The sequence below is a fragment of the Pseudomonas sp. LARHCG127 genome (assembly GCF_052871455.1).
In genome coordinates this window covers 86,398-101,333 of record NZ_JBIXJT010000016.1, presented here as the reverse complement: position 1 = coordinate 101,333, position 14,936 = coordinate 86,398, and the positions used below count along the sequence as shown (strand labels likewise).

Here is a 14,936-nt window from a genome sequence, read left to right as displayed (position 1 = left end):
TTACCGAATCACGCGGGGGCGTAGGGTGAAGAAAAGTTCATGGGGCCGGCGCCTTGCACGACCTCATGTCCTCCGACACTTTTCACCTGAGATCAAACCGATCCAGGTTCATCACCTTGACCCACGCCGCGATGAAGTCGTTGACGAACAGCTCTTGCGCATCCGCGCTGGCATAGACTTCGGCCAAGGCCCGTAGCTGGGCGTTGGAGCCGAAGACCAGGTCGACACGGGTGCCGGTCCATTTGACCTGGCCGGTCTCGCGGTCGCGGGCCTCAAAGGTTTCCTGAGTGTCAGAGAGTGGTTTCCATTCCACCCCCATGTCCAGCAGGTTGACGAAAAAGTCATTGCTCAACGTCCCTGGCCGTTGGGTAAAGACACCGTGCGCCGTATGGCCGACGTTAGTATCCAGTACCCGCAGACCGCCGATCAGCGCCGTCATTTGCGGGGCGCTGAGGGTCAGCAGTTGTGCCTTGTCGATCAGCAGCGCCTCGGCAGACACGCGGTACCGCCCCTTGAGGTAGTTGCGAAAACCATCGGCGATGGGCTCGAGAAAACCGAACGACTCGACGTCCGTCTGCTCCTGGCTTGCGTCCATGCGTCCCGGTGCGAACGGAACCGTCACGCTGAGCCCGGCATTTTTCGCCGCCTGTTCAACACCGGCGCTGCCGGCCAGCACGATCAGGTCCGCCAGGGAGATTTTCTTGCCGTCGGATTGGGCGGCGTTGAATTCGCTCCGGACCTTGTCGAGGATCGCCAGCACCTGGGCCAGTTGCTCAGGCTGGTTGACCGGCCAATCCTTCTGCGGGGCCAGGCGTAGGCGGCCTCCATTGGCGCCGCCGCGTTTGTCGGAGCCGCGGAAAGTGGAGGCCGCGGCCCATGCCGTAGACACCAGCTGTGAAACCGTGAGACCCGAGGCCAACAGCTTGCCTTTCAGGGTGGCGACGTCGCTGTCGTCGACCAGCGGATGGTTGACCGCTGGAATAGGGTCTTGCCACAGCAGTTCTTCGTTGGGCAGTTCCGGACCGAGGTAGCGTGAGAGCGGGCCCATGTCGCGGTGGATCAGCTTGAACCAGGCGCGGGCAAAGGCGTCGGACAGTTGCTCCGGGTTTTCCAGGAAACGCCGGGAGATTTTTTCGTAGATCGGGTCGAAGCGCAGTGCCAGGTCGGTGGTCAGCATCGTTGGGTTGCGCCGTTTGGCCGGGTCGTGGGCATCGGGGATGATGCCCGCGCCTGCACCGTTTTTTGGCGTCCATTGGTGCGCGCCGGCCGGGCTCTTGGTCAGTTCCCACTCGAAGCCGAACAGGTTCTCCAGGTAGTTGTTGCTCCAGCGGGTGGGCGTGGTGGTCCAGGTGACTTCCAGGCCACTGGTGATGGTGTCGGCGCCCTTGCCGGTGCCGAAGGTGCTCTTCCAGCCCAGGCCTTGCAGCTCCAGGCCGGCGGCTTCGGGCTCGGCACCGACATTGTCCGCAGGTCCCGCGCCGTGGGTCTTGCCGAAGGCGTGGCCGCCGGCAATCAGTGCCACGGTTTCTTCGTCGTTCATCGCCATGCGGCCGAAGGTTTCGCGGATGTCCAGCCCGGCGGCGACCGGGTCCGGCTGGCCCTCGGGGCCCTCCGGGTTGACGTAGATCAGCCCCATCTGCACGGCGGCCAGCGGGTTCTCCAGGTTGCGTCCGTCGTCAGTGCGGCTTTCTTCGTTGCCAGCCTCGGCGACCAATTGGCCTTCGCCGGGATCCTGCATGGCGGCTTTGTCGGGCTTGCCGTAGCGAACATCGCCCCCCAGCCATTTGTTTTCGGAACCCCAGTAGACGTCTTCATCCGGCTCCCAGACATCGGCGCGGCCACCGGAAAAACCGAAGGTCTTGAAGCCCATGGACTCCAGCGCGACGTTACCGGTGAGGACGATCAGGTCGGCCCAGGAAATGTTGCGACCATACTTCTGCTTGATCGGCCACAGCAGCCGGCGTGCCTTGTCGAGGCTGACGTTGTCGGGCCAGCTGTTGAGCGGCGCAAACCGCTGCTGGCCGGAACCCGCCCCACCGCGTCCGTCACCGGTGCGGTAGGTGCCTGCACTGTGCCAGGCCATGCGGACAAACAGCGGCCCATAGTGGCCGAAGTCCGCCGGCCACCAGTCTTGGGAGTCGGTCATCAGTGCATTGAGGTCTTGTTTCAAGGCCTGGAAGTCCAGGCGCTTGAACGCTTGGGCATAGTTGAAATCCTCGCCCATGGGGTCGGACAGCGAGGAATGCTGGTGCAGGATCTTCAGATTCAGTTGGTTCGGCCACCAGTCGCGGTTCGTCGTGCCACCGCCAGCGGCGTGATTGAACGGGCATTTCGATTCGTTTGCCATGGGAAGCTACCTTTGGTCGTATTCATCCAGCTATCCAGCCCGGCCGGGCTTCGGATAGCGACAGGCGAAATAAATGACACAGGGCGCAGGGCTCACAGTTCGCTCAACTGATCGTGTGTGGCGACACGGCTAAATGGCCCACGACAAGCCCAATACGTTTCTGAGCGCTTCGTATCTCTTTGTCAGGTTTCACGGGCCGGATTGCACCAGCCTGAATTCAGGCTAGTTCCCCTTTGCCAGATAGCTAATAGGCGCAGTATTAACGCTCGATAGGGTCAATCTTTTAACGAGGCCAAGCGGTGAGGCAGATGATGGGAACGGTCAACCGATAAAACGCATCACTGTGCGTACCAAGGTCGAAGCCATTCACTTAAGAAAGTGATGAACCCGTGGCGAGGGAGCTTGCTCTCGCTGGGCCGCGAAGGGGCCCCACAATGTTGCGGTCGCTGCGCAACCGAGCGGGAGCAAGCTCCCTCGCCACGGATTTTCACTGCCTTAAATGAACAGTGTTGCGAACCTGCTCGTGCCTTACAAAAGTTTTTTTCCCCGGTGATTGTCGACGCTGTCTGTGAGACGCGTCTCTTTTTTGCGTAGAAAGTTTCCGCTCTCTTGAACCGAAGGCGATATGCAGGGTCTGGTGTCCGCGCATGGCTGTGCGTGCCTGCTGCCATTTCTGTATCGAGGGATCGAACATGTCCGTATTTGCCTTAGGGACGAGGCTAGTCGTCGCGTCGCTGTGTTTTCTCGCGATGAACATTGCCGTCGCCGCGCCAACCCCCGGCGATACGGACCTGATCCGTGAGCGTCAGGACCGGCTGCTCGAAGAGCAGCGCCGACGTCTTGAAGAACTCAAGGACCTGCCTGGCAAGGAGGCGAAGCCGGCCCAGCCCACGGCACCTGTCGATACCCGTTGTTTCCCGATCAAGACCATAGAGCTCAAGGGCGCCGACGCCCTGTCCGAAAGCGAGCGCCAGCGCCTGCTCAAGCCCTTTCTCAACCAGTGCCTGGGCGTGCCGCAGCTTAACCAGTTGCTCAAAGTCATCACCGACCATTACCTGGAAAAAGGCCTGGTCACCAGTCGCGCCTACTTGCCGCAACAGGACCTGTCCAGCGGTCACCTGCAAGTGCTGGTGGTCGAGGGGCGCCTGGAAGGATTGAAAGGTGCCGAGAACAGTAAGCTGTCGGAGCGCGAGTTGGCGATGGCGTTTCCCGGCAAAACCGGCGAACTGCTCAACCTGCGTGAGATGGAGCAGATGGTCGATCAACTGAACCGCTTGCCGTCCAACCGTGCACAAATGGAACTGACGCCGGGGCAGAACATCGGCGGCAGCGAAGTGCGGGTCAATAACACCCCGCAAAAACCTTGGCGCGCCGGCCTGTCACGGCATAACGATGGGCAGAAAAGCACCGGCGAGCAGCAATGGGGCGCCTCCCTGGACTGGGACAGTCCCCTGGGCCTGGCTGACCAACTGGCCTTGCGCGGCGGCCACGATGCCGTCAGCGATCACCAGAAAACCTCGCGCAACGGCATGCTCTATTACAACCTGCCGTTTGGCTGGTGGAACCTGAGCTACACCTACAGCCAGAGCGAGTACCGCGCCGTGGGCCAGGCCAACGGCTTCAACTTCAAGCAGAGCGGCGACAGCCAGAACCATCAGGTGCGCCTGGAGCGGGTGGTCCATCGCGACGCGGTGAGCAAGACCTCCCTCAACACGGGCCTTTCGTACCTGCGTACCAACAACTTCATTGAAGACAGCAAGCTCGCCGAGAGCAGCAATCGCATCAGCGAGGCGCAGTTCGGCATCAACCATGGACGGCGGATTGGCAATGCCTTCGTCAACCTCGACCTGGGCCTGCAACAAGGTATTGGCGCCCTCGATGCCCAGGGCGATCACGAGCCGGGTCCTGGCGTGCCGGATGCACGCTATCGCAAATACACCGCCACCCTCAGCTACCTGCAACCTTTTGAGCTGGGTGGCGAATCCTTCAGCTTCAGCAGCCTGATGACCGGCCAGCGCAGCGAAGACGTGCTGTTCAGCCCGCAGCGCATGAGCCTGGGCGGCCTGTCGTCGGTTCGTGGCTACAAGGACCAGACATTGTCCGGCGACAGCGGCGGCTACTGGCGCAACGACTTGCGTTGGAGCCGCCCGGTGACGTTGGAGTGGATGCGCCCGGTGTTCGCTGAATACGGCACCAGCCTCGGTTATGACCAGGGCGTGATTCGCGGTAATCGCTACAACGGCGACGAGCACGGGCGCATGTCGAGCAATTCGCTGGAGTTGTTCGCCCGTGGTGAACACCTGAACGCCAGCGTCACCTTCGCCCATTCCCTGGAACGTCCGGATGCCCTGACCGAGCGCGAAGCGCCGATCTATTTCCGCTTGGATGTATCCATCTAATTTTTGCTGCAACGAGACCTGATCATGGACGACCGCCAATACGCCTTCCTGGCCCGCCAGCCTTCTGCTGCCCTGAAAACCCGCGACACCTTCTGGGGCATGCCCAAGCGTGGCCTGGCGTTCCTGCTGGTCAACGTCATGTTCTGGCAACCGATGTGGGCCCAGGCTGGCGGCATTGTGGTCAGCGCGCCGGGCACCAGCCTCGGCCAGGCCGGCAACGGCGTGCCGGTGGTCAACATCGCCAAGCCCAACGGCAGCGGTCTGTCCCACAACCAATTCAAGGACTACAACGTCGGCAGCAACGGCGTGATCCTCAACAACGCCACCAATCCCGCCCAGTCCACGCAACTGGGCGGGATTATCCTTGGCAACCCGAACCTCAAGGGTTCGGCCGCGAAGGTCATCCTCAACGAAGTCAACGGTGGCAACCCGAGCCAGCTGCGTGGCTACACCGAAGTGGCGGGGCAGTCGGCCCATGTCATCGTCGCCAACCCCTATGGCATTACCTGTAACGGTTGCGGGTTTATCAATACGCCCAAGGCGACCCTGACCACGGGCAAGCCGATCATCGAAAACGGCCAGGTGGGTCGCTATCAGGTGGACCAGGGCAGCGTCGCCATTGAAGGGGCGGGCCTGAACGCGAACAACGTTGACCGCTTCGAAATCATTACTCGCAGCGCCAAGATCAACGCCGAGATACAGGCGAAGAACCTGACCATCGTGGCCGGGCGCAATGATGTTAATGCCAACACCCTGAATGCCACTGCCCGCGCCGATGACGGCAGCGCCAAGCCCGAACTGGCGATCGACTCCTCTGCGTTGGGCGGCATGTATGCCGGGGCGATCAAGTTGGTGGGCACCGAAGCGGGTGTCGGGGTGAAGCTGGATGGCAAGATGGTTGCCAGTGGCGGGGATATTCAGCTCGATGCCAATGGGCATTTGAGTTTGGCGCAGACGGTCGCCGCCGGAGCCATCGACATCGAAGCCAAAAGTCTGGAAACCCGTGGCCAGGTGTACGCCGGTAGCCGTCTGGACGTGAAGACCCAGGGCGACCTGAGCAACCAGAAAAACCTGGTGGCGCGCGACAGCATTCATCTCGACAGCGGCGGTACGCTGAGCAACAACGCGATCATCGAAGCCGGGGTCAATCCAGACAACAGCCGCAACACGGCGGGCGATGTCACCCTCACGGCAAAACAGCTGAACAATGGCGGCAAAACCGTCATTGCCAGTCGCGACCTGAATGTCACGACCACCGCAGCGCTGAACAACCAGGGCGGTACGCTCAGCGGGCAGCGCAAGACCACGGTCACAGCCGATACTGTGGATAACCGCAACAAAGGCCGAATCCTTGGCAACAGCGAACTGCACCTGAAGGCCAGTCAGGTGCTGAACGCACAGGGCGGCCTGATCAATAGCCAAGGCATTTTGACTGCCAACCTGGGCTATCTGGACAACAGCGCAGGCGAACTGTCCAGTCTGAACAGCGCGACCCTGGTCCTCGGCAGCCTGGACAACCTGACCGGCCTGGTCATGGCCGGCAAGAACCTCGACATCACCAACGCGGGCGCGATCAACAACCAGGGCGGCGAACTGTCCAGCCAAGGCAGCGTGACCGTGCGCACCGCCAGCCTGGACAACCGCAACAAAGGCACCGTGGCCGCCAATGGCAAGCTGCTGGTCACGGCGACCGGCCAGGTCAACAACGCTGATCAAGGCCTGATCGCCAGCCGCAGTGCCGGCGTCGAGCTCAAGGCCGCCCGCCTGGACAACGCCAAGGGCACGCTGCAAGGCAAGGGCCCGGTGACCGTGGTTGTGACGGGCGATATTGATAACCAGGGCGGCACGATCATCGCTCAAGACGCCGACCTGAACATCGAAGCGGCCAACCTGGACAACCGTGGCGGCGTGCTGTCCAGCGTCAAGGCCGCGCTGGAAGCACGCACCACCGGCGTGCTGAAAAACGGCTACGACGTGAACCGCCAGGGCGGCACGATCCAGGCCCAAGGACTCAGCATCCAAGCCTTGGCTGGGCTGTTCAACGACGGCGGTCGCATCGCTGCGCAAGCCGGGGATGTCGTGATCACCAACGCAGCTGCGGATATCAACAATCGCAACGGTGGGATATACGCCACGGGCAAGGTCTGGGTCACTGGCCGGGGAATGGACAACAGCGGCGGCGGGCAGGTCAGTGCCAGTCGCATCGACTTTGACCTTTCGGGTGCGCTGAACAACAACGCCGGCATTATTGAAAGCCAGGACAGCCTGGATATTCTGGCCGCCAGTTTGAGCAACCAGAAAGGCCAACTGCGCACCCTGGGCCAGAACAGCACCACGGTGTTCAAGATCGGTGGCCTGTTCGATAACAACGACGGCACCCTGGAAACCTCCAGTATTGATGTGGGCTTCAACACCGGCAGCGTTCAGAACGTGGGCGGCAAGCTGTTGCACACCGGCCTGGGCGTGTTCGGCATCAGCCAGGCCAACCTGGGGCAGGCTGGCGGTCAGCTGGTGACCTACGGCAACCTGACGGTGACGGCTGATCGCTGGACCAACAACACGGCGATCCAGGCCGGGCACCTGGTCGTGGATGTCGACCAGTTGACCCAGACCGCCACCGGCCAGTTGCTCAGCACCAATAGTATGGTGGGCCGAGGCAGCAACTGGCGCGTCGACGGCCTGATCGGCAGTGATGGAGCCATCGACCTGCAACTGACCGGCGCCTATACCGGCAACGGTCGCTTGAGCAGTCTCGGTACCCTGGGCCTCAAGGCGGCACTGATCAATCTGGAGCAAAACGGCAGTATCGCTGGCGGTGGCAACACAACCGTCGTAGTCGATGGCGTCCTCAACAGCTACGGTCGGCTGACCTCGGCGGCGGACCTGAGCGTCACGGCCGCCACGCTCAACAACTACGGCACGCTGGGCAGTGCCGCAGCGCTTGGCGTATCGACCGGCGACCTGCTCAACGAGCACGGATTGATCTTCAGCGGCGGCAACACCAGCCTGCGCGTAAACAACCTGACCAACCGCTATGCCGACATCTACAGCCTGGGTGATCTGAGCATCGATCGCGACGGCCTCGGCACCCGTGCCAACCGCATTCTCAACAGCTCCGGCACGCTGCAAAGCGACGGCAACATGCGCTTGGCGGCCAGCACCATCGACAACGTCCGTGAGGTCTTGGCCACCAACGATGCTGGCATCTACACCGCCTCGATCAGGGAAGTGGCCTGCGTACCAGGTGATTGCGACGGCCCCAAGCAAAACCACGTCTGGCAGATCGTCCAGCGCGATAAGTTCGAAGTCACCGCGGCCAGCGCCGCCTCCAGCATCACCACCGGCGGCAACCTGAATATCCAGGGCGACACCCTGACCAACCGAAGCAGCAGCATCGGCGTCGGCGGTGCATTGACCGCCAACCTCGTCAGCCTGAACAACATCGGCATCGAGACCGGCGAGATTGAAACCTCGCGCACCTTCAGGTCCCAACGCACGCGCCGCCCGGGTAGCTGGCGCGCAGAGGCCAATGACTTCACCAACAAATACTGGTTGCAGAGCCCAGGCTACAACGCCAATGACCTGAGCGGTCTTGAAGCGGCGATGAGCCATTTTATCGGCAGAACCGAACGTGAGCTGACGCAGTTCCGTACTCAGACAACCACCACCGACAGCCAAACCTATGCCGCGATTATCCAGGCCGGTGGTGCCGTCGACATTCCTACCCAGGGCGACCTCAACAGCGGCGTCGTGCGTGGCGGCTACAACTACGTTGGCGCCGGCCCACGCACCGACACCCAGGCCGACAACGCCTTCTCGACCCGCATCAGCGTCAATCGGCAGCTACCTCCGAACCTGACCCAGCAACAAGTTGATCCACTGGCCTTGCCGGGTTTTGACTTGCCCACCGGGCAAAACGGCCTGTTCCGCATGAGCGGCGACGGCTCCACCACGCCGACCCAGAGCACGGGCCTGACGCAAGTGCGTGGCCTGCCGGACCGTTCGTTCCAGGCCAACCCGCAAAAATACCTGATCGAGACCAACCCGGCGCTGACCGACATGCGCCGGTTCATGAGCTCGGACTACCTGCTGACAAACCTCGGCTACGACCCGGACACCGCCGCCAAGCGTTTGGGCGACGGCTTCTACGAACAACGCCTGATCCAACAGGCGGTGATCGCCCGCACCGGCCAACGCTTCCTCGACGGCCAGAACTCCGACGACGGCATGTTCAAGTACCTGATGAACAACGCCATCGCCAGCAAGGACAGCCTCAACCTGTCCCTGGGCGTCAGCCTGACCGCCGAACAGGTTGCGGCCCTGACCCATGACATCGTCTGGATGGAAAACCGGACGGTGAATAATCAACAGGTGCTGGTGCCGGTGCTTTATCTGGCCCAGGCCAACCATCGTCTGGCGCCGAATGGTGCGCTGATTCAGGGTTCAGACGTCAGCCTGATTGCGGGTAAGAACCTGAACAATGCGGGCACCTTGCGTGCGTCCAGCAACCTGAGGGCGACGGCGGGCGACAGTCTGGTCAACAGTGGGTTGATGGAAGCGGGTGGTCGGCTGGATGCGTTGGCGAGTAATAACCTGACTAACAGGGCGGGTGGGGTTATTGCTGGGCGGGATGTCAGTGTTGTTGCCGTCGCTGGTGATTTGACCAATGAGCGAACCATTACCCGGCATGCCAGCAGCACTGGCTACAAGACTGAGCAACGCGAATTTGCTGACAACGCGGCGCGGATTGAGGCGAGTCATGACCTGACGATGGGTGCAGGACGGGATATCGCCAACAAGGGGGGCGTGCTCAAGAGCGGCAATGACATGGGCTTGCAGGCGGTGCGTGATGTAAACATCACCTCCGCCGAGCAGGTGGACAGCAACACGATGGGGAGCAGGCACCGGGACCAAACCATTACCCAAAATGGTTCCAGCGCTACTGCGGGCCGGGAGATGAAGGTGACGGCCGGGCAGGACCTGCGGGTCGTTGCCAGCAACGTCATCGCCCAGAGCACCCTGGCGCTGACTGCCGGGCGCGATATCGCGATCACGTCTGCCGCCAACGAAAGCCATCGCTCGTCCCAGAGCAAAAAAGTCAAAAGCAGCAGCGACCTGGTGCGTCAGCAGTCTTCGGTTATCCAGTCGGGTGGGGACCTCAGCGCCAAGGCAGGGCAAGACCTGAGTCTCGTCGCCAGTCAACTGAAAGGGGCCAAGAACGTTGCGCTCGACGCCACGCGCGACATCAGTCTGCTGTCCGCAACGGACGAAACCGCAGAGTTCTACTCGAAGAAAAGCAAAGGCTCCTTTGGCCGCAGTAAAAGCGAACAACGGGAAAGTTATGACAGCACCAACGTCGCGTCGGTGGTTGAGGCGGGGCAAGACCTGACGGTCAATACCAGCCAGGCCGCCGGTGGCGGTGTCACGCTGGATGGCGGCCGCAACGTCACGGTGATCGGCAGCCAGTTGAACGCCGGCAATGATTTGGTGGTGGGTGCCACTGGTGATGTGGCGGTGCTCTCGGGTATCGAAGAACACGGCTCCTATAGCAAGAAAACCAAATCGGGTTTCCTCGGCTTGTCCAAGAGCGGCAAAAGCGAGCTGAAAACCACGGCCTCCCAAGTGGCCAGCGAGCTGGAAGCAGGCAACGATGTGGTGCTGGTCGCGGGCAACGACTTGCGTTTGCGCGCTAGCGAAACCACTGCCGGTAATGACGTGGAACTGCGTGCAGGCCTGGTCAAGGACCGCGGTGACATCAACCTCGTCGCGGCCAATGACGCCGCTTACAGCCATAGCGAGCAATACAAGAAGAAAACCGGGCTCTCGGTCTCGGGTGGCTTCCTGTCGTTCTCCTCGGCCAAAGAGTCGGGTCGGATCGCGCAGAGCAGCACCAGCGTGGGCAGTCAGGTGACGGCGGAACGCGATGCGACTTTACAGGCAGAGCGCGATATCAACCTGGTGGGCAGCGGGATTGAAGCTGGGCGTAATGTCAGTCTGAATGCCGGGCGTGATGTGAATGTTCTGGCCGCGCAAAACAGTCGTTCCGAGCGGGATTGGGAAAAGAACAAGCAGGCTGGGATCGGTGTTTCTTCGGATGCTAATGGCATCAATTTCTTCGCTGGCGTGGATCGCACCAAAGAGAAAAACCGGCTTGAACAGCAAACCGCTGCCGCCAGCCAGATCAGTGCCGGTCAAAACCTGGTCGTCAACGCCAAGCGCGATATCGCCCAGACAGGCTCGGACCTTGAGGCGTTCAACGATATCGACTTGACGGCAGGTCGGGACATCAAGATCGACGCAGCCCGTGAAAGGCTGCTGATCGAGCATGAGCGCGAGAGCGAGCGAAACGGCGCCAGCCTGAGCATGAACCATAACTACGGTCGCACTCGCGATGCCGTCAAAGGGGCCGGCCAGGGTGAAGACAATGTCAGTAAGGCTTCCAGCACGCTGAGGGCTGTGGACAGCGTTTCCCAATTCGCTTCAGGCCCCACGTTCGACGCGAAGATCGGTAACAGCAAACAGAGTACCAGCGAGCAGATCGTTGAACAGACTCGCCGTGCGTCGACGCTGGACGCGGGCAACGATCTGAATATGATTGCCAACAATGATGTCCGGGCGAGTGGCAGCCAGTTGACCGCTGGGCGCGATATCAATATCAAAGGCCGCGATATCACCCTTGATGCCGCCAAAGGCAGCTATGCCGAAGAAACACGTGAACGGCAAAGTTGGGGCGGGATCCACGGTGGTACCAGTGGCGGCTTCAAGATTGGTGTTGGCGGTAGCAATGGCATTGCCAGCGGCGACAGCGAACAGCAAACCTCGACCGTCACATCCCTTGATGCGGGGCGAGACGTCAATCTGCGTGCAAGCAATGACCTGAACCTGATAGGTACTCAGGTCAAGGCTCAGCGTGACATCGACCTGCGCGCTGCAAACAACCTGAACATCCGTGCCGCTCAGAACGACAGCGCCAGCGACAACATCCGCAAGAGTGGCGGCGGGGAAGTCGGCCTCAGCGTCGGCTCTGAAGGTGTCGGCATCTACGCCAGCGTCAACCTGGGCAGAGGTAATCTGGAGCGTGAGGCCCAGCGTCAACAACAAGCCTATCTGTATGCGGGCAATCGCTTGGGCTTCACCAGCGGCAAGGACACGAATATTGCCGGTGCAGACCTGCGCGGTAATGAAGTCATCGGTCGCGTAGGCCGCGACCTTAATGTTTCGTCGGTGCCTGATACGGGCAAGGTCGAAGGCAAAGAGTTCGACCTCAGTGTGACGGTGACCGTGGGGCCGGGTGCGGGCGTGAGTGGCTCGGTCGGTTATGGCCAGACCACCGGCTCGACAGAATGGGTCGGGCAACAGACCCGTATCACCGGGCAAGACAAGGTCGACATTCGTACCGAAAACCATACTCAGCTGGACGGCGCCTTGATCGCCTCGGACACCGGCAAGCTAAAACTCGACACTGGCACGCTGGGCTTCCGCGACATCGCTGGCAAGGACAAGGAGCATGGCTATTACCTGAACGTCGGTGGCAGCTACTCCAAGGGCGGCGGCGGAACCCAGGACAGTAGCCAGGTCGGCAAAGGCGAAAAGGACAAGAACGGTTGGAGTGTTGAAGGCTGGAACTACGAGAAGGACCGCCAGCAGATCGTACGGGCCACCGTGGGTGCTGGCGACGTTGTGGTTCGCAATGACGCCGGGACCGGAGCCGACTCGGCGAAAGGCTTGAACCGCGATGTCGACAAGGCCTACGAAATCACCCGGGACGATGAGCACCGTACAGACTTGTACGTGACCAAGTCCTCCGTGACGGCGGCCCTCAATCCGTATGAGACCGCCAAGGAGTGGACCAAACAGCTTCGCAATTACGACGAAACGGCCAAGCAGAACTTCCAGCAAGCCGGTTACGACTTCAACGCGGCGGTCAACAAGATCGAGGCGGGGTTGGGGCGAGAAATGGATGCAAATGCCTCGGCGATGGTAGGCGTCGATTTTGCCGAAGAGACCATGGAGGCGCTGATCATCGGCGGCCTCACGCGTGCCCAGGCCATGAAGACCATGGGGGATCCAGAGTTTCAAGAGCGGGTGCTGGCTGAGGTAGGTCGGCTCGCAGGTGTGGATGTGAAGCAGGTCGAGGCTATCAGCAAGGAAGTCCAGGTGACCTCGTCTGACACTGGGCGCCCACCGGCTTTGGAGCTAGATGCCTCTTATGTTACTGAAGACGATGTCGAGAGGCTGAGCCTTGCCCAAGATACCTTACGGACATTTTCGGGGATCAATGAGTACGCCGCCGCGCATCAAGATGAGCAGCAAGCGATCTCGGTAGTCATTGCCATGGCACAAGGCCCCAAAGGGCTCGTGCAACTGGCTGTCATCAACGCAGCCTCTGAAACCGAGCCGGGCAAAGCGCTGCTTGAGAAAACCGAGCAATTCAGTCAAGCCGTAGGGGAAAAAATCGCCAACGAGATTGAAGGTACAAAGCTCGATTCAAAATTCGAAACGGACAAGTACCTGATCGGCGGCGGTCAGTTCATGGCATCGGTGTTGACAGGTGTGCTTTCGAAAGGCAGAGGAGCGAAAGAGCCTAAGTCCGTTTCGGTAGTGGACGGAACGGGTGCAAAAGGGAACGTTTCTGGTTTACTACCTAAACCCGGTAACACATCTGTACCGGTGAGTGGTGTAGGTGCGGGTGCCATCTTTAAGGTGGATTCCAACCAAATAGGTAAGAAACTGGGTAAGCATGTTAAAGATTATGGCGGTGATGCAGCCAATCCTGCAGATCGCAAAGTTGTGCTTGATCGGATTAATGACATTGGGAATCATCCTGAGAAGGTGATTCCTGGGACTTTCGCCGGACAGGGAGCGAATGGCGCACGTGGTGATGTATTTTTTAGAATAAAAGGTAATGATGTGGTTGTTACTAAGCCTAATGGAGAGTTTGTGACTATCCTGAAGGACGGAGCAATTCAGAATCCCTCTGTGCTAAGCGCATTAAAAGGAGATGTAAGGTAATGAGGCGCCCTGATCTTATGACCGCTTGGTTGCTGGCTGTGCTTGGGAAGAAACTATTGTCAGTAAATGCTATTTTTCATGTTTTTGCTTCTAGAAGGGACCCTTTTCCTCAAGAAGTCAGCTTTCAATTCTATGGTTCTGAGGCCGGGAAGTTCTATGGTGGTGGTGACGGCTCATCGCTATTGTTTTCTCTCGGTCCAATTGTCGGTTGCGACTTAGGTGAGTACGGCAGGCAAGACGTCTTTTGTGTCTCTGGCGAGCCCTATTTTCTTAATGTTGTGGAGAAAAAATTGCTTTCAGCTTCGCTGGTGCAGTCTTCAGTGGCCGAGGCGGTAATAGGCGTTGCTCTTTCGTTTGATGGCGACTCTTGTCTATCCGTATTGAATTTAGGAGATGAGCTTTTTGTTTATGACGAAATTCCAGTTGAGATAATACGTAGTGAAGGGCTTGATTTGATTTCGGTGAACTAGCCTTAAGACAAAAAAGGGGGCAGGTTTGTTTTATGAAGCGCAGAGGGCAGATTTGTTGGTTTTATGGGAACCGAAATGAGCGATTTTAGCATCTCGTGGACGGCTCCAATCAGACCGTCTTATTCGCTTGCGGGGATTCCGTTAGGAGTTCATATCAAAGATTTTGAAAGGGTTCTTGATGAATATGCTTTAGAAAATATGGAGGGTGCGTATAGGTTTGTAGGATCCCCAGTTCTAAGGATGGAAAATTATTTTGATTCGATGGGGGATGGTGGGTATGGGTTTCATATTGTTGATTTGGAGTTGACTAATTGGCGTCTGTATTATGATAGCTCAGATCATCCAGGTGTTGAGACAAGGGCTCTTCATGTGCTTGCTCGCAACTGGAAGATTTATGCTGTTAAAGCGTGGATGTATGAGAGCCTTGCTGACGGTGGTAAGCCGATAAACTCATATCAAGGTAAGTTGCCAGAAGGTATTGGGTTAGGAAGCTTTGTGAGAGAGCTATTGCCGTACGCAAATCTTGAGTTCGATAGCGCAGAAGAGTGGTTTTGTACAAGCAAAGAATATGGAGGGTTGGAGGTGGCAGGTTATTGCTGTGATCTGGATGATAGGCCGGATCAGATAATTACTGCGTTAACAGTAGTTGGCTAGTTGGCAGGGATTGAGAAAAATGGGAGTTGAGCTGTTTTTCGAAAAGGTGACAGA

5 protein-coding genes are annotated in these 14,936 nt (G+C 59.3%); 4 read left to right on the top strand and 1 reads right to left on the bottom strand.

Annotated features, from left to right (window positions below):
* Positions 1-82 precede the first annotated feature (82 nt).
* Positions 83-2,347, bottom strand: a complete 2,265-nt coding sequence (gene katG, locus ACIPQ1_RS24030) for a catalase/peroxidase HPI (protein WP_446534894.1) — start codon at positions 2,345-2,347, stop codon at positions 83-85.
* Positions 2,348-3,039: 692 nt separating this feature from the next.
* Here katG and ACIPQ1_RS24025 point away from each other — a divergent pair.
* The 4 genes from ACIPQ1_RS24025 (at position 3,040) to ACIPQ1_RS24010 (ending at position 14,882) form a co-directional block, all read left to right on the top strand.
* On the top strand, positions 3,040-4,746 hold the full coding sequence (locus ACIPQ1_RS24025; RefSeq protein WP_411386444.1) for a ShlB/FhaC/HecB family hemolysin secretion/activation protein: 1,707 nt from the start codon (positions 3,040-3,042) through the stop codon (positions 4,744-4,746).
* 24 nt (positions 4,747-4,770) lie between these two features.
* The gene (locus ACIPQ1_RS24020) at positions 4,771-13,758 is read left to right on the top strand and encodes a hemagglutinin repeat-containing protein (protein ID WP_446534893.1); all 8,988 of its coding nucleotides are present in this window, start codon (positions 4,771-4,773) and stop codon (positions 13,756-13,758) included.
* Positions 13,759-13,775: 17 nt separating this feature from the next.
* Positions 13,776-14,228 (top strand): hypothetical protein, encoded by a 453-nt coding sequence (locus tag ACIPQ1_RS24015; protein WP_411386446.1) that lies wholly within the window; start codon positions 13,776-13,778, stop codon positions 14,226-14,228.
* 75 nt (positions 14,229-14,303) lie between these two features.
* Complete coding sequence (locus tag ACIPQ1_RS24010; RefSeq protein WP_411386447.1) at positions 14,304-14,882, top strand: hypothetical protein; 579 nt, start codon at positions 14,304-14,306, stop codon at positions 14,880-14,882.
* Positions 14,883-14,936 lie beyond the last annotated feature (54 nt).

Excerpts from the sequence above, each read along its gene's own strand:
- ACIPQ1_RS24010 (WP_411386447.1), top strand. The coding sequence starts at position 14,304 with ATGAGCGATTTTAGCATCTCGTGGACGGCTCCAATCAGACCGTCTTAT.
- katG (WP_446534894.1), bottom strand. The coding sequence starts at position 2,347 with ATGGCAAACGAATCGAAATGCCCGTTCAATCACGCCGCTGGCGGTGGC.
- ACIPQ1_RS24020 (WP_446534893.1), top strand. The coding sequence starts at position 4,771 with ATGGACGACCGCCAATACGCCTTCCTGGCCCGCCAGCCTTCTGCTGCC.
- ACIPQ1_RS24015 (WP_411386446.1), top strand. The coding sequence starts at position 13,776 with ATGACCGCTTGGTTGCTGGCTGTGCTTGGGAAGAAACTATTGTCAGTA.
- ACIPQ1_RS24025 (WP_411386444.1), top strand. The coding sequence starts at position 3,040 with ATGTCCGTATTTGCCTTAGGGACGAGGCTAGTCGTCGCGTCGCTGTGT.